The sequence below is a fragment of the Paractinoplanes globisporus DSM 43857 genome (assembly GCF_000379645.1).
GTDB lineage: Bacteria > Actinomycetota > Actinomycetes > Mycobacteriales > Micromonosporaceae > Actinoplanes > Actinoplanes globisporus.
The window spans coordinates 963,105-982,432 of the sequence record NZ_KB903294.1 but is presented as its reverse complement, the minus strand read 5'-3'; the positions used below and the strand labels follow the sequence as shown (position 1 = coordinate 982,432).

The window sequence follows — 19,328 nt, the reverse complement described above, 5'->3', positions numbered from 1 at the left end:
CGCTCGCACCCGTACGGCATCCCGGATGCAACCGGGGCAGCGAATTCTTGCCTTCAGGTCCCCCACCTGAGCTACGGAGGAACAGAATGCGCTCCCGAATTTTCGCCACTCTCGCCACGGTCGCGGCCGGCGTCGCCCTGACGGCCGGCGCGGCCGGCGTCGTCGGCTCGGCCCTCGGCGGCGGGTCGGACAGCTCCCAGACCACGACGCACGAAGCCGGGAAGATCATGTCGGTCAAGGCCTCCCCCGCCTCCAACCAGAACAACCAGGGCGACGGGAACTGATTCCGCCGGCACTGTGAACGTCGGCAGGCGGCCGGGCCCGGGTCACCGGGCCCGGCCGCCGCTCGGGAGGGGGTGAATGCAGTGACGACGATCGACGCGCCGGCGGATCGGACGGCCCTCGCCGAGGTCATCGCGGAGCTGGAGAGCCGGTCCGTGTCGCAGTTCCGCACCATTCAGGAGCCGGCGGTCATGGCCGAGCTCCGGGCGGTCGAGCTGGGCGACGCGGAGCTGGCGCACCGGGCGATGCTCCTGCAGTGCAGTGTCCTGTTGCGCGAGGGCCGTTCCGCCGAGGGCGGTTACCGGGCGCGCCGGGTCCTCGACTGGGCCGTGTTGCACGACACCCCGAACCTCCTCGCCCGTGCCCACCGTGAGATGGCCATCTTCCACCGCCAGATCGGCGACCTGGCGGACGCGCTCCGGCACGCGGTGCAGTGCGTGGCGAACCTCGCCGACGACGCGGCCCCGGTGCTCCGGGCCCGGCACCTTGTCTCCCTGGCTGTGGCCCTGGACGAGAACGGATCCGCCGACGAGGCCCACCGCCGGTTCGGCGAGGCGCTCGACCTGGCCACGGCGATCGGCGAGTTCGAGCTCGTGCTCTACATCCTCAACAACGTCGCCTACATCGCCTACGAGAACGACGACGAGGCAGGCGCCCGGGCGCTGGTCGCCCGCATGCGCGAGACCCTGTCGCACTGCGGCCGCGCCTTCACCGCGAACGAGCTGGACACGGTGGCCCGGGTCGAGATGATGTCGCGACGCTACGGCGTGGTCGAGGAACTCCTGGGCCCGGTCCTGCACGAGGAGTCGGCGGTACGGGGCGACGAGGGCGACGCGCTGGCCGAGTGCCTGCTGACCCTGGCCGAGGCCCGCCGGCTGGACTCCCGGTACCCCGCGTCGCAGGTCGCTCTGGACGCGGCTTTCCGCATGTGCGAGGAACGCGGGCTGGAAACGCTGCGCATGCGGGCGCACGAGGAAAAGGCGGCGTTGCTTGCGGACACCGGGAGGTACCGCGAGGCGTACGAGGAATATCGGACCTTCCATGCCGTCTTCGCCTCGCTGCGCTCGATCCAGCGCGAAGCTCGCGCCCACGCGCTGAACACGGTGTTCGAGGCGACCGAGGCGCGCAAGGACAACGAGCGCTTCCGCGAGATGGCCTACCGGGACGCGCTGACCGGCCTCTACAACCGCCGGTACCTCAACGAGAAACTGCCGGCCATACTCGGCTCGGCCCGTGTGGATCGCCGGCCCGTGTCGCTCGCGATCGTCGACCTCGACCATTTCAAGCGCATCAACGACACCCTCTCGCACAGCACCGGCGACGCGGTGCTCAAGCAGGTGAGCGAGCTGCTGGCCGAGGCCGCCACCGAGGACGCGTCGATCGCGGCCCGGCTGGGCGGCGAGGAGTTCGTGCTTATCCTGCCGGGCGTCGGCGCGGACGAGGCGGTCCGGCGTTGCGAGCGGCTGCGGCGACGCCTCCAGTCGTACGCCTGGAGGCCGCTCACCGGCGATCTCGCCGTGACCGCCAGCATCGGCGTGACCACCTCGCCGCGCGGCGACGACACCATGCCGGGCCTGCTCGCCCGCGCCGACGAGAACCTGTACGCCGCCAAGCACGGCGGCCGCAACCAGGTCGTGGCCGGCGACTACTGACCACCGGATCGGCGTGCGATCGCCGGTGGTCCATCCAGTTTTTTCGATCTGACTTCCCGAATGTTTCAACTCTTGGTACAAATATTGCAATCAGATATCGAGGTTTCTGGATGTAGCTGCCGTCCGCGCTCCTGGAGGCACCGTGGTCACGACATATCCGCTGCGGCGCGCTGTCGCCCTCGCCGCCGCCCTCCTGCTCGTCCCGGCCCTTCCCGTCGTGGCGGCCGCCCCCGCATCGGCCGCGGCCGATCCGGTCCCGGTCTATCTCGACGCCCACTACTCGTTCGGGGAGCGGGCGGCCGACCTGGTGTCCCGGATGACGCTGCCGGAGAAGGTCCTGCAGCTGCACACCAACAACGCCCCGGCCATCCCGCGGCTCGGTGTGCAGCAGTACACGTACTGGAGCGAGGGGCAGCACGGCATCAACCGGCTGGGCGCGGACGTCGCCGGGGGCTCGCAGGGCTCGGTCGACAACGTGCACGCCACCAGCTTCCCGACCAACTTCGCGTCGTCGATGAGCTGGGACCCCGCCCTGATGTACCGGGAGACCACGGCCATCTCCGACGAGGCGCGGGGCTTCCTCGACAAGTCGCTGTTCGGCACCGGGCAGAACAACCTCGGCCCGAGCGCCGACGACTACGGCTCGCTCACCTACTGGGCGCCCACCGTCAACCTCGACCGGGATCCGCGCTGGGGACGCACGGACGAGTCGTTCGGCGAGGACCCGTACCTGGTCGGGCGGATGGCGGGGGCGTACGTCGAGGGCTATCAGGGGCAGGGCACGCCGTACCTCAAGGTGGCGGCCACGGCCAAGCACTTCGCGCTGAACAACGTGGAGGACACCCGTAACCGCGGGTCGTCCGACACCACCGACGCCAACCTGCGCGACTACTACCTCCGGCAGTTCCAGAGCCTGATCGAGGACGCGGACGTCTCCGGCCTGATGACCTCGTACAACGCGATCAACGGGACGCCGTCGCCGGCCGACACGTACACCACCGACGCCATCGCCCGCCGCACGTACGGGCTGGACGGCTACGTCACGTCGGACTGCGGCGCGGTCGGCGACATTTGGAACCCGGGCAGCCACAACTGGGCGCCGCCCGGCTGGACCACGGCGACGACCGGCGGGCGGGCGGTGTGGACGCAGACCGCCACCGGCAAGCAGGTGCCCGCTCCGGCCGGCGGGCAGGCGTACGCGCTGCGGGCCGGCACCGACGTCAACTGCACCGGCGACGAGGCGACGCTGAGCAACATCCAGGCCGCGATCCAGGGCGGCATCCTCAGCGAGGGCGTCGTCGACCAGGCGCTGGTGCACCTGTTCACGCTCCGGATGCGCACCGGCGAGTTCGACCCGCCGGCCAGGGTGGCCTACACGAAGATCACCAAGGAGCAGATCGAGAGCCCGGCGCACCAGACGCTGGCGCGCTCCGTCGCCGCCAACTCGCTCGTGCTGCTCAAGAACGAGGGCGGCCTGCTGCCGGCGGATCCGGCCGCGCTGCACGACGTCGTGATCGTCGGTGACCTCGCCGGAACGGTGACGCTCGGCGGTTACTCCGGCGACCCGACCCATCGGGTCAGCCCGGTCCAGGGCATCACCGACGCGGTCAAGGCCGCCGATCCGGCCGCCACCGTCACCTTCGACCCCTGCGGCACCTCGACCACCGCGACCGCGCCGGCGGCCTGCTCGGCGGCGACCCAGGACGCGATCAGGACGGCCGGTCTGGTCGTCGTGTTCGTCGGGACCGACGGCAAGATCTCGGGGGAGGGCAACGACCGGGACAATCTCGCCATCCCGGGCAACTACCGGTCGCTGATCGACCAGGTGCACGCGCTCGGCAACCCGCGCACCGCGCTGGCGATGCAGACGAACGGGCCGATCGCCATCGCCGACGTGCAGGACGACTTCCCGGCCATCGTGTTCAGCGGCTACAACGGCCAGGCGCAGGGTGACGCGCTGGCCGATGTGCTGTTCGGCGCGCAGAACCCGAGCGGGCGCCTCAACTTCACCTGGTACCGCGACGACTCGCAGCTGCCGGCCATGGAGAACTACGGCCTCGCCCCGGGTGAGACGAACGGTCTCGGCCGCACCTATCAAGATTTCACCGGTACGCCGACGTACCCCTTCGGATATGGCCTCTCCTACACCGATTTCCGGTACGCCGGGTTGTCCGTTCCGAGCAGGGCCGACGCGAACGACACCGTGGACGTCCGCGTCTCGGTGACCAACACCGGCTCGGTGCCGGGCGCCACGGTGGCCCAGATCTACGTCGCCTCGCCGCCGGTCGCCGGGCGGGAACTGCCGATCAAGCGGCTGGCCGGATTCGCCAAGACCAAGGTGCTCCAGCCCGGCCGGACCGAGCGGCTGGCCGTACCGGTCAAGATCAGCGACCTCTCCTTCTGGGACGAGCGGAACGACCGGGACGTCGTCCAGCCCGGCGTCTACCAGTTCCAGGTGGCCACCGACGCCGCGCACGTCGTGGCGCAGTCGGCCGTACGCGTGAGCGGCCGGATCGCGCCGCGGGTCACCGGCGTCACCGTCGAGCCCGGACAGATCGTCTACCGGCCCGGCGACCGGCTCGACCTGACCGGGGTGAACCCGTGGATCGGCGACGACACCGCGCAGGCGGCCCAGCACGTCGCGGCCGACCACGTGGTCGAGGCGGCGCAGTCCGATCATTCGTTCGCCGACCTGAGGCACGCGCACGTCACCTACCGCAGCAGCGACCCGCGGGTGGCCACGGTCACCTCGCGCGGCCTGGTCACCGCCCACAGCAACGGCGCGGCCACGATCAGCGCCACCGTGGACGGGGTCACCGGCAGCGCCCCGATCGTCGTCCGGACGCCGTTCGCGATCTCGGCGCCCGCGATCGCCCAGGCGGGCGGCGACTTCACCGCGACCACGTCGATGCCGAACCCGGCCGGCGGCGTCACCCTGCGCACCGTGACGTTCGCGCTCGGCCTGCCGGCCGGGTGGACCGCCACCACCGAGACGCCGGCCACCTTCAGGACCGTGCCGCCGGGACGGAACGTCGCCACCACCTGGACCGTCCACGTGCCGGCCGGCGCCGCCCCGGCCGAGGTCGACCTGGCCGGCTCGGTGACCTTCACCGACGACACGGGACGGCACACGGTGGGCGGGAGCACCCGGGTCTCGCTGCCGTATCCGTCGCTCGCCGCCGCCTACAACAACACCGGGATCAGCGACGACGCGAACCCGTCGGCCGGCAGCCTGGACGGCGGCGCATTGAGCTACTCGGCCCAGGCGCTGGCCGCGGCCAACCCGGCGCTGCGGCCGGGGGAGTCGGTCACCCACGACGGCACCACGTTCACCTGGCCCGACGTCGCGCCCGGCACGCCCGACAACGTCGTCGCGAGCGGGCAGACGATCGCGGTCTCCGGGACCGGGCCGACGCTCGGCATCGTCGGCGCCGCCAACAACGGCACCGCCTCCGGCGCGGGGACCATCGTGTACGCGGACGGCACCACCCAGCCGTACGAGCTGAGCTTCAACGACTGGTGGTCGAACTCGCCCGCGCCGGGCAGCGACATCCTGACCTCGACGTCGTACATCAACAGCACCGGCGGCCGGGTCAACCAGCGGGTCAGCATGTACTTCGCGGCCATCCCGCTCGACCAGACCAAGGCGGTCAAGTACGTCACGCTGCCCGAGGTCAGCCACGGCCCGGTGTCGGGCCTGGCCATGCACATCTTCGCGCTGGCCGTGAACCGGCCGCTCACCCTCACCGTGCCGGCCATGGCCTCTCCCGGGGACGTGCTCACCGCCACCACCTCGCTGCCGAACGGGGCCGGTTCGCCGCCACTGTCCGATGTGGCCGTCACGGTCACCGCGCCGGACGGCTGGACGGTCGAGGCGACGGCACCGTCGACCTTCCCGACCCTGCCCGGCGGCGCGTCCGCCACGACCACCTGGAAGGTGTCCGTGCCGGCCGGCGCCGTTCCGGGCGCGTACCCGCTGACCGCGACAGCCGCATTCACCGAGGACGGCACGGCCCGGCACAGCACGGTCACCGCGACCGTGTCGCTTCCGTACGCCTCGTTCGCCGCCGCCCTCGACAACCCCGGGATCAGCGACGACGGCGACCAGACCAAGGGCAGCCTGGACGGCGGCGGCTACAGCCTCTCGGCCCAGGCGCTGGCCGCGGCCGGCCTGACCCCGGGCGGCACGTTCACCCACGACGGGATCGCCTTCGCCTGGCCCGGCGGGTCGCCCGGCGAGCCCGACAACATCGTGGCGAACGGCCAGACGGTGCCGGTCAGCGGCGCCGGCGCCCGGCTGGGAATCGTCGGGACCAGCACGTACGGCGAGGCGACCGGCACCGCGGTGGTGACCTACACCGACGGCAGCACCCAGAAGTTCACCCTCGACTTCAACGACTGGTGGAACAACAACCCGACCGGCGGCGGCGACACGCTGGCGACGATGCCGCAGGTCAACACCGCCAACGGCAGCATCGTGCAAAACATCAGCCTGTACGCGATGACAGTCCCGCTGACCGAGGGCAAGACCGTGCGATACCTGACCCTGCCCGCGATCAGCGACGGCGCGCATCCGGGCACCACGGCCATGCACGTCTTCGCGGCGGCGGTCGGCCCTTGATTCGGCGGCTCCCGTCCCTCGGGTGGGGCCAGGAGCCGGACCGCGTGGGAACGGGTGAACGTCAAGGGCGTAAGGAGTCGACGAGCGGCCGGAAGAATGGTTCCGGAACCGGCAACATATTGACAGCTGACGATGAGTGGTCCTACGGTGGCGGCGACTGCGAGGTTTATTAACAATTTGTTGCCGAGGTGGTCGCCATGCCGTTCCTCCGCCGGCGGCACCCTGCGCACGCAGAACAACATGTGCCTGGACGTGGCGGGCGGTTCCACGGCCAACGGCGCGGTCATCCAGATCGCCGCGTGCAGCGGCAACGACGGCGCCGCCCTGCAGCTGTGGGACTGCGCGGGCACCACCAACCAGAAGTGGCACCGGGGCTAGCCATGCCTCGTCAACGACCGGCAAGGAGCCCCTCGTGAGACTGTCGCGCCGCACGGTCCTCAAGTCCGCCGCTGTGGCCGGCGCCGCCGCGGTCACCACGCCCTTCCTGGCCCGCGCGGCCGGCGCCGCCAGCGCGCCCGGCGACGTGGTCGGCAAGATCACCGTGGGGTACCAGGGGTGGTTTGCCTGCATCGGCGACGGCGCCCCGATCAACGCGTGGTGGCACTGGTCGCAGAACTGGTCGCAGCCGCCGTCGCCGACCAACAACGGCACCCTGCGGGCGTGGCCGGACATGCGGGAGTACCCGAAGGGCTATCAGACCGCGTACGCCAACCTCGGCAACGGCCAGCCCGCCACGCTCTTCTCGTCCTACGACCAGGCGACGGTGAACCTGCATTTCCAGTGGATGCAGCAGAACAACATCGACACCGCCGCCCTCCAGCGCTTCAACCCCAACGGGGGCGAGGGCGCCACCCGCGACGCGGTGGCTTCCCGGGTGCGGTCCGCGGCCGAGGCGTACGGCCGGAAGTTCTATGTCATGTACGACGTGAGCAATTGGACCGCTATGCAGTCGGAGATCAAGGCCGACTGGACCAGCAAGATGTCCGCTCACGCCGCCTCGAGCGCGTACGCCCGGCAGCAGGGCCGGCCGGTGGTCGGCATCTGGGGCTTCGGGTTCGACGACCCCAACCACCCGTGGGACGCCGCCGCCTGCCTGGACGTGATCAACTGGTTCAAGGGCCAGGGCTGCTACGTCATGGGCGGGGTTCCTCGCGGATGGCGTACGGCGACGGCCGGTTCCCGGGCCGGGTACCTGGGCGTGTACCACGCGTTCAACATGCTCTCGCCGTGGATGGTCGGCGCGATCGGCACCATCGCCGAGGCCGACAACGCGTACGCCAACCTGACCTTGCCCGACCTGGCCGACTGCAATGCGAACGGCGTCGACTACCAGCCCTGCGTGCTGCCCGGCGACGTGTCGGCCCGGCAGCGGGTGCACGGCGACTTCATGTGGCGGCAGTTCTACAACATGGTCCGCGGCGGGGTGCAGAGCATCTACATCTCGATGTACGACGAGTTCAACGAGGGCAACCAGATCGTCAAGACCGCCGAGTCGTCGGCGTACCTCCCGGCCAACTCCGGTCTGCTCGGCCTGAACGAGGACGGCACCGCCTGCTCCTCCGACTACTACCTGCGGCTGACCGGCGACGGCGGCCGCATGCTCAAGGGCCAGATCGCGCTGACCGCCACCCGGCCCACCGCGCCGGTCCTCGGCAACCCGTCGACCACAGTGATCAGCCTGCGCTCCCGGGCGAACAACCTGTACGTGTGCGCCGACAACGCGGGTGCCTCACCGCTGATCGCCAACCGCACGACGATCGGCGCCTGGGAGCAGTTCGACCTGCTCGACGCCGGCGGCGGCAACGTCGCCCTGCGCGCCCACGCCAACGGCCAGATCGTCTGCGCCGACAACGCGGGCGTCTCGCCGCTGATCGCCAACCGCACCGCCGTCGGCGGATGGGAGACGTTCCAGCTCCTCCGCAACGCCGACGGCACGGTGAGCCTCCGGGCGCTGGCCGACAACAACTACGTCACGGCCGAGAACGCCGGCGCGCAGGCGCTGATCGCCAACCGCGCGTCGATCGGCGCCTGGGAGAAGTTCGACCTGATCGGCGCCTGACGCCGCCCGGCCCGGCGGATCAGTCCCGGACGGCGGCCAGGTAGGCGGCGCCGAGGAGCGCGGCGTCGGCCGGGTGGCGGGCGGGTTCGACGGCGACGGTCGTTCCGGCTCGGAGCGGTCCGGCCACGAGATCCCACGACGCCGCGATGGATCCGCCCACCACCAGCACCGTCGCGCCGGACGCCACGAGGCAGGGGCCGAGCACCTCGCCCAGTGTGCGAAAGGCCCGCGCGAGGACACCGCCCGCGACCGTGTCGCCCTGCCTCGCGCACTGCGCGATCTCCCGCACGTCCGGCCCCGGCGATCGGCCCGTGGCCTCCGCGTACGCCCGGCGGATGGCGCGCCGGGACACCGTGTCCTCCAGCGGCCGGCCCGCGTAGCGCAGCAGGTCGACCCGTCCCTCGGGCGGGATTCCCGGCCCGTCCCGCAGGATGTGGCCGTCCCGCAGGAAGCAGGAGCCGACGCCGGTGCCCAGCGTGATCCCGGCCGCGCGCCGGTGGTGGCGGGCCGCGCCGGTCCACCACTCGCCGAGCAGGAACGCGTCCGCGTCGTGGTGGAAGCTGAGGCGGGCCCCCGCGGGCAGTCGCCGCTCCAGGGCGGCGCGGAGGTCGAAGTCGCGCAACGCCTCGAACTTGGCGACTCCCTCGTACCGCCCGATGCCGCGCTCGTGATCGAAGGGCCCGGGCAACGCGACGGCCCATCGGCCGCCGGGGGAGGCCGGAAGGCGGCGGGCGCAGCGGGCGATCGCGTCCACGATCTCGGCGGCGCTGGCGGCGCCGTCCAGCGGCTCCCGGAACGACTGGCCGGCAACGATGCTGCCGGTCTCCAGGGCCACGTTCGCGGCGCTCACGTGCGTGCCGCCGATGTCCATGGCCGACACGACGGCGGTCACGCGACCAGCGCCTTGACGAAGCGGACCGGGTCGGTTCCGCAGGCGCGCACCCGGTAGGCGCCGGCCGCGGCGGGCATGGTCAGAGTTTCCGCGTACGCGAGGAGGTAGCGATCCCCGAGCGCGGTCTCGACCAGGATGCCGTCGCCCTGCACGACGTTGAGGACGTGGAACCGGCGGTCGGTGGTGTCGTCCACCACGGCGCCCGCCGCCAGCTCGATCCGCCGTACCTCGAAGAACATCTCCGGAAGCCGGCCGATGACCTCCTCGCGCCAGCCGTCACCCGAGCGCAGGGTGCGCGGCTGCTGGACCAGGTCGCGCGCCACGTCGACGCCCGACCGGGTGGTGTCGAGGTTCGCGAAGGCGTGGCCCACGTGGACCGGGCGCTGCCGGCCGTCGCGGTCCCGGCGCAGCCAGTCGTAGAAGCGGAGGCTGTACAGGTACGGCGTGGCGCTGATCTCGAGTACGACGTTGCCCTCGCCGCTGCCGTGCGGGGTGCCGGCCGGGATGAGGAAGAGCTGGTGCGGCTCGGCGGGGAAGGTCTGGACGTACCGCTCGACGTCGAACGGCACCTCGTCGTGGACCGCGCGGTCGGCCTCGCGCCGGAACGCGTCGAGGTCGGCGCCCTGGCGCAGGCCCAGGAACACGCGACGGCCGGGCCCGCCGACCATCAGGTAGTAGGTCTCGTGCTGGGTGTACGGCCAGCCGAAGACCCGCCGCATGTAGTCGTGCCGGGGATGGCAGTGCACGGACAGGTTCCCGCCGCCCACGGTGTCCAGATAGTCGAACCGGATCGGGAACGAGGCGCCGAACTTCTCGTGCACGTGGGTGCCGAGGACCTCCTCGGGGTGCAGGGCCACCAGCGCCTGGAGCGGAATCTCGACGCGCGGGCCGGCCGGATCGCCGATGAGGATGCCGCTCTCCGGCGCGATGAGCTCGTAGCCCAGGGCGGTGTTGGGCGCCTCGGAATTGAGGCCGAGCCGCTGCTGGGCCCAGTGCCCGCCCCACGAGGTGGTGTTGAAGGTGGGCCGGGTCCGGAACGGCTGGGACGCCAGCTCGGCCAGGGCCGCCCGCAGCGCCGGGCCGTCCAGCCAGGCGGGCGCGGCCGAATCCTGGGTGTCCAGCCACCGGTCGACGACGGCGACCAGGGCGTCGCGGTGCCGGTCCAGCACCGGCCAGTCGATGTAGAACAGGCGGCGGGTGGTGCCGGCGCCGGTGCCGGCCGGCTGCCCGAGATTGCGGCCGGTGCCGCCGGCGATCCCGGCCTCGGCGTGACGTTTGGGCAGGTCCGCGTACCACAGGTCGTCGTGCGCGACGAGCGCCGCGCCCGGCCCGAAGACGACGGTCACCGCGTCGGGGGCGGCCTCGACCGCGGGGATCTCGGCGAAGAAATCGGCCAGGTCCACCGCGGACAGCGTGGCGAAATCGGGGTCGTCCGGCAGCGCCGCCGACGCGGTGAGCGCGACGATGTCCGGCCACGCGGCGAAGTACTCGCGCATGTCGACCGGCTTGGCCGCGAGCTCCCGGGCGGCCAGCGCTTCGCCGATCTCGGCGCCGACCGTGTCCCAGTCGACCGCGGCGGGCCCGTCGACCGCGAGGACCCGCCCGCGGTCGAGACCGGCGACCGCGGAGCGGTATCCCGTGCCCACCGGTGCCGTGACGACATGGCAGGGCTCGGCCTCGTAGCCACGAATCGGCGTCATCGCGGTGTTCTCCCTAGGCATTCGATACGGCATTCGGTACGACCGGAAGGATGACGCGCGACGGGTTCGCGGCGTCGTGGTGCACGGTCTGGCGGGCGTCCGGGGCGCTCAGGTTGCGGTCCCACCGGGGGAAGCAGCTCGAGGCGATCTGCAGGCGCACCCGGTGGCCGGGGCGGAACACATGGGCCGTCGACCACAGGTCGACGACGTGCTCCCGCGCTTGGTTCCCGGGATGGCTCCGGAGCATGCCGTCGGTGACGTTCCGGGACACGCCGGAGGTGTCGACGTCGCAGAGCCGGACCACCCAGTCGGCGCTCGGCGCGGTGGACTCGGCGACCAGGTGAACCCGCACCCGGCCGATGACCTCCGGCGGGGCCCGCAGCGGCGCGCTGGTGTGGACGAGGACGTCGTCGCGCTCCTCGACCAGGCGCTGGTCGCGCTGCCCGGCCGGGAACCCGGGCGCCATCAGCAACGCGCCCCCGCAGGTGGGAACCGGGTCGCCGGGATCGTGGCGGAACACGTCCGGCGGCGCGTCGGGCTCGGGCGGGTCGGTCGACAGGCGGCCGCCGGCGTGCAGGTACCAGGCGACATCGGCCGACTCCGGCGGCCAGGCCGGGTAGTCGCGCCACTCGCCGGCACCCATGACGTACGCCCGGACCGGCAGTTCCGGCGTGACCCTCGCGCGTTCCGGCCGGAGGAACCGGTCCAGCCAGTCCAGCTGGCGTTCGAAGAGCGAACCGGAGTCGCCGTCGTGCGTCCACGGCCCGACGATCAGCGCCGCGGGCGCCCCGGCGTCGCGGGCCCGGACGTGGTTGTCGAGGCTGCCCTGGAGGAAGGCGTCGAACCAGCCGGCGATGGTCAGCGTCGGGACGCCCACGGTGGCGGCTCGCGCGTGCCCGGCCGCCGGCGCCGGCAGGCCCAGGCGTTGCATGGTCGGTCCCCGGCCGGCCAGGATCTCCCAGTACGTCTGCGAGGCCAGGTTGGCGAGCGCGGCGTTCAGCCCGGCGAGCCCGGCCTTCCGGCGCTCCAGCTCGTTGACCCCCAGCGTCAGGGTCCAGTGGGTCACCAGCCCGAGTTCCTGCGCGCCGCCCCGGGCGACCAGTCCGTCGGCCGGGTCCGCCCAGGTGAACGCGGGCACCGCGGCACGCAGCGCGGCCGGTCGCGCCTCGGTCGCCGCCCATTGGGTGTAGCCGAGGTAGCTGGGCCCGTACATGCCGACGCGCCCGTCGGATTCCGGCAGGCCGGACGCCCAGCGGACGGTGTCGGCCCCGTCGGCCTCCTCGTGGGCGAGCGGCACCCAGCGACCGCCGGACCGGAACCGCCCGCGGCAGTCCTGGACGACGACCAGGTAGCCGCGGCGCGCGGCGGCGGCCGGATCGAGGCGGGCGAGCACGCCCGGATCCCGTTTGCCGTACGGCGTGCGGGCCAGCAGCACCGGCCAGGGGCCGCCCCCGGCCGGCCGGTAGACGTCCGCGCGCAGGACGACGCCGTCGCGCATGGTGGTCTCGACCTCTTCCGCCATGCGGCAATGGGATAACGTTATCGCGCCAACCGTCAAGAGTCGATCGCGTGCGGCGGCACCTCGCCGGAGCCCCGGACCTTCAGCTCCACCGGGACGATCACGGTCTGCACCGGCCGGGAGGGATCGGCGATGCGCGCGGACAGCAGCTCGACGGCGGTCCGGCCGATCGTGGCGGTGTCCTGGGCGACCACGGTCAGCGCGGGCCGCACCAGGTCGGCCAGCGGGACCTCGTCGAAGCCGACGATCGCCAGCCGCGAGGCGGCCTGCGGGCCCAGCACGCGAAGGACCGCGATGGTCGTGTCCAGGTTGCCGGTGACCAGCGCGGTTGCCGGGTCGGGGCCGTGCAGCACCGTGTCCAGGTCGGCGGCCACCCGCTCGGCGGTGATGTCGCCCGGGTGCACCAGGCCGGCCACCGACTGCCCGTGCGCCACCAGGGCGGCCCGGAACGCCGCGGCCCGCTCGCGGCCGGAGAAGACGAGCTCGCTGTCGCCGATGTAGCCGATCCGGCGATGGCCGTGCCGGTGCAGGTGATGGAAGGCCGTGCCGATGCCGGCGGCGTTGTCGGACATGACGCAGTCGACCGAGATCCCGCTCATCGGCCGGTCCATGGACACCATCGGCATGCCGGCCGCCAGCTCCGGCTCCAGGTAGCCGTGGCTGTTGCCGAACGGCTCGACGATGATCCCGTCGAGGCGCTGCCGGCACATGGAGACCAGGATGTCGCGCTCGCGGGACTCGTCGAAGTCGGTCGAGGAGGCCAGCAGCCGCAGGCCGGTGGCGCGTGCCGTCTGCTCGATGGCGGCCAGCGCCGGGTTGACCTCGGCGATCCGGCGGACGGCCGCGCCGATCGTGCCGGTGACGCCGAGACGCAGCTGGCGGGCCCGCTCGTCGGGGCGGAAGTTCAGCGCCGCGATCGCCGCCTCGACCTTGGCGACGTACGCCGGGCCGACCGTCGGGTCGTTGTTGACCACCCGGGAAACGGTCCGCAGCGCCACGCCGGCCTCGCGCGCGACGTCGACCATGGTCGGCCGCCGGGGACGGCCGTTTCCCGCTGGCGTTTGACCCATTCGCTCTCCTCGGTCTTGACACCTGTACGCAGCGCGAGCCTATCCTCTTGCCAAAGATAACGTTATTCCGCTCCCTTTGGAGACTTCCATGCGGCATAACCGTCTGCTCGCCGCCTGGCTCACCGCAGGGCTCGCCTTGCTCGCCGGGTGTTCCGCAGCGTCCCCCGAGGGCGCCTCGGGTGGCGCCACGCTGACCTACCTCACCTTCGAGACCCCCAGCCTGACCGCGTCATTCTGGGACACGTCGATCGCCAACGCCAGCAAGAAGGTTTCCGGCGTGACGATCAAGAAACTGGTCGCGCCGAGCACCGACCGCGACGCGTACGCCAAGCAGTTGCAGGCCTCCGGCCAGTTCCCCGACCTCCTGCAGTCGATCACCCCGTCCACCTTCGCCCAGGCGGGACTGCTCAAGCCGTACGACCAGGCCTGGGTGGACGCCAACTTCCTGCTGCCGCTCGGCAACGCGTACAAGGGAAAGGTTTATATCCCGCCGACCAACTCGCAGATCATCCCGATGGTCTTCTACAACAAGACGCTGTTCGCCAGGGCCGGGATCACAGCGCCGCCGAAGACCTGGGCGGAGTTCCTGACCGTGTGCGACAAGCTCAAGAAGGCCGGCGTCACCCCGATCGAGCTGGGCGGCGGCGAGCCGTTCGCGGCGTCGATGCCGCTGTCCGGCATCCTCTCCGCCGACGTGCTGGGCAAGAACCCGCAATGGCTGCAGGACCGCTACGCCGGCAAGGTCAAGTTCGCCGACGCCAACGTCCAGACAGCGGTGGCCAAATACCGGACGCTGGTCAAGAACGGCTACTTCGAGACCGGGGCGCTCGGCGTCAAGTACGCCGACTCGATCACGAACTTCACCGCCGGAAAGGCCGCGATGTACATGATGGGCAGCTGGTTCCTGGGCTCGGTGCCGAAGGACCACGCCGACGACTTCGGCTCGTTCATGACACCCACCGACGACGGCTCGCTGGTGGTGCCGTTCGCCGTGGGCGGGTCGATGGCGATCAGCGCCAAGACCGCCGCCCCCGACAAGGCCACCGAGTTCGCCCAGGCCTGGTCGCTGGACCCGGGGAACTACAAGGCCCTGATCGAGGGCGACGGCGCCTTCCCGATGCTCAAGGGCAAGACGCTGGCCGACTACAACGTGACCGTCACCCAGGTGTTCAAGGACTCCTACGCATACGTGGGGGAGCAGAACAACAAGGTCTCGTCGTTCGGCTGGGCGACAAACGACGACTCGATGCCCTCCGGCCTCAACGACGCGTACTACGCGGCCAGCCAGGCGCTCTTCGGCTCCGATGACGTGGCCGGGCAGATGGCCAAGCTCGACGCGGCCTGGAACGCCGCGACCAAGTGACCACCCGAGCCCGTATGCGGCGCGGCGACCCCGCCCTCGGCGCGGTCGCCGCGCTCGCGCTCGGCCTGTACGCGCTGTTCATCGTCGTACCGCTGGGCATGAGCGCCTGGAAGAGCCTGACCGACGAGAACCCGCTGCTGGCACAGGCAAACTTCGTCGGTCTCGCCAACTACCGGGACATGGTCCACGACGACGCCCTGACCTCGAGCCTCACCTTCACCCTGCTCCTGGCCGGCGCGGTGACGCTGGTCGCCAACGCCGCCGGCATCGGGTTCGCCCTGCTGCTGAACCGGACGTCGCTGAGCTTCCGAGCGATGCGTACGGTCGCGTTCCTGCCGCAGGTGCTCTCCGGAGTCATCGTCGGCTTCGTCTGGCGGTACATCCTCGCCCAGGACGGCATTCTCAACGAGGTGCTGGTCCGGACCGGGATCGTCGACCGGCCCATCACCTGGCTCGGCAGCCCGCTGCTGGCCTCGTTCTCGGTCGGGCTGGTCGCCGCCTGGGTGCTCACCGGCTTTACCACGGTCGTGCACGTGGCCGCGCTGCAGTCGATCCCGGTCGAGCTCCACCAGGCCGCCATCGTCGACGGCGCCGGCCCCTGGCAGCGGTTCCGGCGGATCACCCTCCCGATGCTGGCCCCGGGCACCACGATCAGCGTCACCATCTCGCTGATCACGATGCTGAAGCTGTACGACATCATCGTGGCGCTGACCTCCGGCGGCCCGGCGAACGCGACACAGTCGACCGCCCTCTACATCGTCAAGCTCGCCTTCACCGACGACCGGTTCGGGTACGCCTCGGGCGTGGCCATGCTGCTGCTGGTCGTCTCCGCGGTCGTCGCGCTGTCGGTGACCGGTCTGCTGCGGCGGCGGGAGGTGGACCTGTGACCCTGACCGAGACCCGGCCCCGGGCCGGCGCGCCCACCACGTCCGCGCCCGACCGTCGTCGCCGCGCGTGGGCGGCGCGGGGCCACCTCACCGCGGCCGGGCTGCTGACCCTGGCCTTCGTCAGCCCGATCTACCTCACCGTCGTCAACGCCTTCAAGACCCAGGATCAGATCATCCGGAGCCCGTCCGCGCCGCCGGTGCCGCCGACCACCCAGAACCTCACCGACGCCCTGGGCCGGTCCGACAAGATCATCCAGATCGGGCTGGCCAACTCGGCCGTCACCGTTCTCGTCTCGGTCCTGCTGATCATCCCGCTCGGCGCGGCGTTCAGCTTCTGGCTGACCCGGCGGCCGGCCCGCTTCCGGCGGATCGTCCTGGCCGTCTTCGCGGCCGGGCTGATGATCCCACCGGCCGTGGTGCTGCTGCCCACCATCCGGATCCTGACGTTCCTGCACCTGGACCACACCTATCCGGGACTGATCCTGGCCAACGTCGGCGGCGGGTACCTGTCCTTCGCCGTCTTCGTCTACTCCGGGTTCCTGCGGTCCATCCCGCACGAGATCGTCGAGGCGGCCGAGGTGGACGGCGCCGGCCGGCTGCGGACCTGGTGGACGATCGTCATGCCGCTGCTGCGCCCGGCCACCGCGACCGTCGCGATCTTCCTGTCGCTGTGGATCTGGAACGACTTCATGAACCCGCAGTTCATCCTCGGCCCGTTGCGTGGGCAGACCATCACCACGGGCTTGTACCTGTCGCTCGGCCAGTACACCACCAACTACGCACAGCTGTTCGGCGTGATGTTCCTGGCGGCGATTCTGCCGGTCGCCGGTTACCTCGCCCTGCAGAAGCAGTTCGTCGCCGGACTCAGCACGGGAGCCACCAAGTGACCGAGATCGACGAGATCCTCGTTCTGCACCACAGCCACCTCGACGTCGGATACACACATTCCCAGCCGATCCTCTGGCGGCTGCAGGCCGAGTACATCTCCCAGGCCCTCGACTGGCTGGAGAGCACGGCCGACCGGCCCGAGGACGAGCGGCCGAAATGGACGTGCGAGGCGACCGAGCCGGTGCGGCGCTGGCTGGCCGGCGCGTCCCCGGATCAGGTCGTCCGGTTCAAGGACCTCTGCGACCAGGGCCGGATCGGGCTGTCCGCGCTGCGCTGGAACGTGAGCGCCACGATCGACCGGCCGGGGATCCGCCGGCTGCTGGCCGGCAAGCGCGAGCTGGAGGAAGTTGTCGGCCGGGCCATCCCGGTCGCCTGCCAGCACGACGTCAACGGGGTGCCCTGGCCGATCGCCGACGAGTTGCTCGACGCCGGGGTCGACCTGTTCGTCATGGCGGTCAACCGGCACCTCGGCCGGCCGGTGGCGCCGCGGCCCGGCCTGTTCGCGTGGGAGGCACCGTCCGGCCGGCGGCTGCGGGTCTTCAACGGCAGCCACTACACGATGTTCGACCAGCTGCTCAACGCCTGGGACGACTCGGTGGAGCGGATGGCCGCCGGCTGGGAGGCGCTGCGCGACCGCCTCGACCGGACCGGCTACCGGCTGCCGTTCGTCTATCTCACCTCGACCTGCTCCCCGGTCATGTGGGACAACGCTCCGCCCAATCCCTACCTGCCCGACCTCATCCGGCGCTGGAACGAGCAGGAGCGCGGCCCTCGCATCCGCTACGCCACGCTCGACGACCTCCGAGCGCGCGTTTTGGGCGTACGGGATGAGGAATTGCCTGTTCTTCGGGGTGATTGGACTGACTTCTGGACCTTCGGTGTCGGCGCCACGCCCGCCGCCACCGCGGTGAACCAGCAGACGAAGCCGTTGCTGGCCGCCGCCGAGCGACTGGGCGCGGACCCGAGTGTGATCGCCGACGCGGCCGACCGCGCCGACCTGTTCGACGAGCACACCGGCAGCTACTGGGACAGCGACCCGGCCAACCCGCAGGCCCAGGCCATCGAGACCATCAAACGAGCCGGCGCGTACGAGGGTCACGAGCTGGCCGCGTTCGCCGTGATGGACGCGCTCGAACGCCTGGCCGGCAACCCGCTCGCCGACAAGGGCATCGCCGGCGTCCTGGTCGCCAACCCCACCGAGCACCACCGCACGGTGACCCTCGACCTGCCCGCCGCCTGGTTCGCCGAACGGACCGCCGCCACCGAGCGGACCTACCGGGCCAGCCGGATGGCGTACGAGAACCGGCCCTGGCGGTTTTTTGCCCCCGGCGAGCCGCGCCGGTCGTCCGGGACGATCGATCTCGCCCCCGGGGCCTGGCGGATCCTCGCCCTCGACGACCTGCCCGCGCCCGACTTCCCCGGCCGGCCGACACACGAGATCGTCCGGCAGCGCACGGCCGCCCGCGAGCTGAACTTCGCCTCCGCGGTCAACCGGGTGGCCGCGACCGGCCGGATCGAGTCCCCGTTCCACGTGCTGTCCTACGATCCGGACTCCGGGCGGATCCTCTCCCTCGTCGATCGCGCCACCGGCCGCGAGATCCTGCGGCCCCGCCCGGGCCTCGACCTCATGTCGTACGTCCGGGAACGGCCCGATCCGCTCGCCGACGGCAGCCGCCGCGCGTTCTACCAGCGCGACCTGGACCGGGAGATGCTCGACGAACCCTGCTGGGAGCCGTGGGCGCCGATCCGGGAACCGGCCGAGCGGGTGCTGGCCTGCACGATCGAGGAGTACGCCGGCGGCATCGTGCTGGAGCGCCGGTTCGCCGCGCCCGGCACGCGAGGCCTGATCCAGCGCTTCCGATTCGACGCGGTCGACCCCGTCATCCGGATCGACATCGAGGCCGACCTCGCCGGCGACACCGGGCCGAGCGGGCTGTACCTCGCCCTGCCGCTGGCGATGGACCCGGGCTGGCGGGCCGTCTTCGACACGGCGGGTCAGATGGTCACCCTCGACGACGACCAGCTGCCCGGCGCGTCCCGGGGCTGGGTGACGGCCCAGTCGGCGGCCGCGATGTGGGACGAGCGCGGCGCGGTGGCGCTGCTCACGCCGGACGCGCCGCTCGTGCAGTTCGGCGACTTCTCCTTCGGGCCGCCGGTGGAGGCGGTCGACCGGGTGGCCGATCCGCTCCTGCTGAGCTGGGTCGCCAACAACTACTGGGACACGAACTTCCCGCAGGTCCAGAGCGGCTGGATCAGGCTGCGCTACGGGCTCCTGACGCTGCCCGGCCCGGATCTGACCGAGATCGTCGCGCGGTCCGAGCAACTGCGCAGCCCGGTGCTGACGTGGCCGGTGACGACCGGAGGGCGGGGGCCGTCCGCGGGCACCCTGTGACCG

General features: G+C 71.6%; 13 protein-coding genes. 9 read left to right on the top strand and 4 right to left on the bottom strand.

Going from position 1 to position 19,328, the window contains the following annotated elements:
* Positions 1-86: 86 nt before the first annotated feature.
* The 5 genes from A3CQ_RS0104370 (at position 87) to A3CQ_RS0104350 (ending at position 8,614) form a co-directional block, all read left to right on the top strand.
* Positions 87-284 (top strand): hypothetical protein, encoded by a 198-nt coding sequence (locus A3CQ_RS0104370; protein WP_020509693.1) that lies wholly within the window; start codon positions 87-89, stop codon positions 282-284.
* 81 nt (positions 285-365) lie between these two features.
* Positions 366-1,934 (top strand): GGDEF domain-containing protein, encoded by a 1,569-nt coding sequence (locus tag A3CQ_RS0104365; protein ID WP_020509692.1) that lies wholly within the window; start codon positions 366-368, stop codon positions 1,932-1,934.
* A gap of 142 nt (positions 1,935-2,076) precedes the next feature.
* Entirely contained in the window at positions 2,077-6,555 is a 4,479-nt protein-coding gene (locus A3CQ_RS0104360; RefSeq protein ID WP_020509691.1) for a glycoside hydrolase family 3 C-terminal domain-containing protein, read from the top strand.
* Between the two features lie 240 nt (positions 6,556-6,795).
* Positions 6,796-6,933 (top strand): RICIN domain-containing protein, encoded by a 138-nt coding sequence (locus A3CQ_RS58695; RefSeq protein ID WP_020509690.1) that lies wholly within the window; start codon positions 6,796-6,798, stop codon positions 6,931-6,933.
* 34 nt (positions 6,934-6,967) lie between these two features.
* A complete protein-coding gene (locus A3CQ_RS0104350; RefSeq protein ID WP_020509689.1) occupies positions 6,968-8,614 on the top strand; it encodes a hypothetical protein in 1,647 nt (548 codons plus the stop codon).
* A gap of 19 nt (positions 8,615-8,633) precedes the next feature.
* Here the strand turns inward: A3CQ_RS0104350 and A3CQ_RS0104345 are convergent, their stop codons facing one another.
* Genes A3CQ_RS0104345 through A3CQ_RS0104330 form a run of 4 tightly spaced genes read right to left on the bottom strand, consistent with a single transcriptional unit; the run spans position 8,634 to position 13,795 of the window.
* Positions 8,634-9,506 (bottom strand): ROK family protein, encoded by an 873-nt coding sequence (locus A3CQ_RS0104345; protein ID WP_020509688.1) that lies wholly within the window; start codon positions 9,504-9,506, stop codon positions 8,634-8,636.
* Positions 9,503-11,206 carry a class I mannose-6-phosphate isomerase gene (locus A3CQ_RS0104340; RefSeq protein ID WP_020509687.1) on the bottom strand — a complete coding sequence of 568 codons (1,704 nt, stop codon included), beginning with the start codon at positions 11,204-11,206 and terminating at the stop codon, positions 9,503-9,505. The genes A3CQ_RS0104345 and A3CQ_RS0104340 overlap by 4 nt, the downstream gene beginning before the upstream one ends.
* A 13-nt stretch (positions 11,207-11,219) precedes the next feature.
* A complete protein-coding gene (locus tag A3CQ_RS0104335) occupies positions 11,220-12,728 on the bottom strand; it encodes a CocE/NonD family hydrolase (protein WP_020509686.1) in 1,509 nt (502 codons plus the stop codon).
* 32 nt (positions 12,729-12,760) lie between these two features.
* A complete protein-coding gene (locus tag A3CQ_RS0104330; RefSeq protein ID WP_026205289.1) occupies positions 12,761-13,795 on the bottom strand; it encodes a LacI family DNA-binding transcriptional regulator in 1,035 nt (344 codons plus the stop codon).
* Positions 13,796-13,883: 88 nt separating this feature from the next.
* Between A3CQ_RS0104330 and A3CQ_RS0104325 the strand changes: the two genes are divergently transcribed.
* Genes A3CQ_RS0104325 through A3CQ_RS0104310 form a run of 4 tightly spaced genes read left to right on the top strand, consistent with a single transcriptional unit; the run spans position 13,884 to position 19,325 of the window.
* Positions 13,884-15,158 (top strand): ABC transporter substrate-binding protein, encoded by a 1,275-nt coding sequence (locus A3CQ_RS0104325; protein ID WP_020509684.1) that lies wholly within the window; start codon positions 13,884-13,886, stop codon positions 15,156-15,158.
* Positions 15,155-16,045 (top strand): carbohydrate ABC transporter permease, encoded by an 891-nt coding sequence (locus tag A3CQ_RS0104320; protein WP_026205288.1) that lies wholly within the window; start codon positions 15,155-15,157, stop codon positions 16,043-16,045. Before A3CQ_RS0104325 ends, A3CQ_RS0104320 begins: the two co-directional genes overlap by 4 nt.
* Positions 16,042-16,932, top strand: a complete 891-nt coding sequence (locus A3CQ_RS0104315) for a carbohydrate ABC transporter permease (protein WP_020509682.1) — start codon at positions 16,042-16,044, stop codon at positions 16,930-16,932. The genes A3CQ_RS0104320 and A3CQ_RS0104315 overlap by 4 nt, the downstream gene beginning before the upstream one ends.
* A complete protein-coding gene (locus tag A3CQ_RS0104310; RefSeq protein WP_020509681.1) occupies positions 16,929-19,325 on the top strand; it encodes a glycoside hydrolase family 38 N-terminal domain-containing protein in 2,397 nt (798 codons plus the stop codon). The genes A3CQ_RS0104315 and A3CQ_RS0104310 overlap by 4 nt, the downstream gene beginning before the upstream one ends.
* The last annotated feature ends 3 nt before the right edge of the window (positions 19,326-19,328 follow it).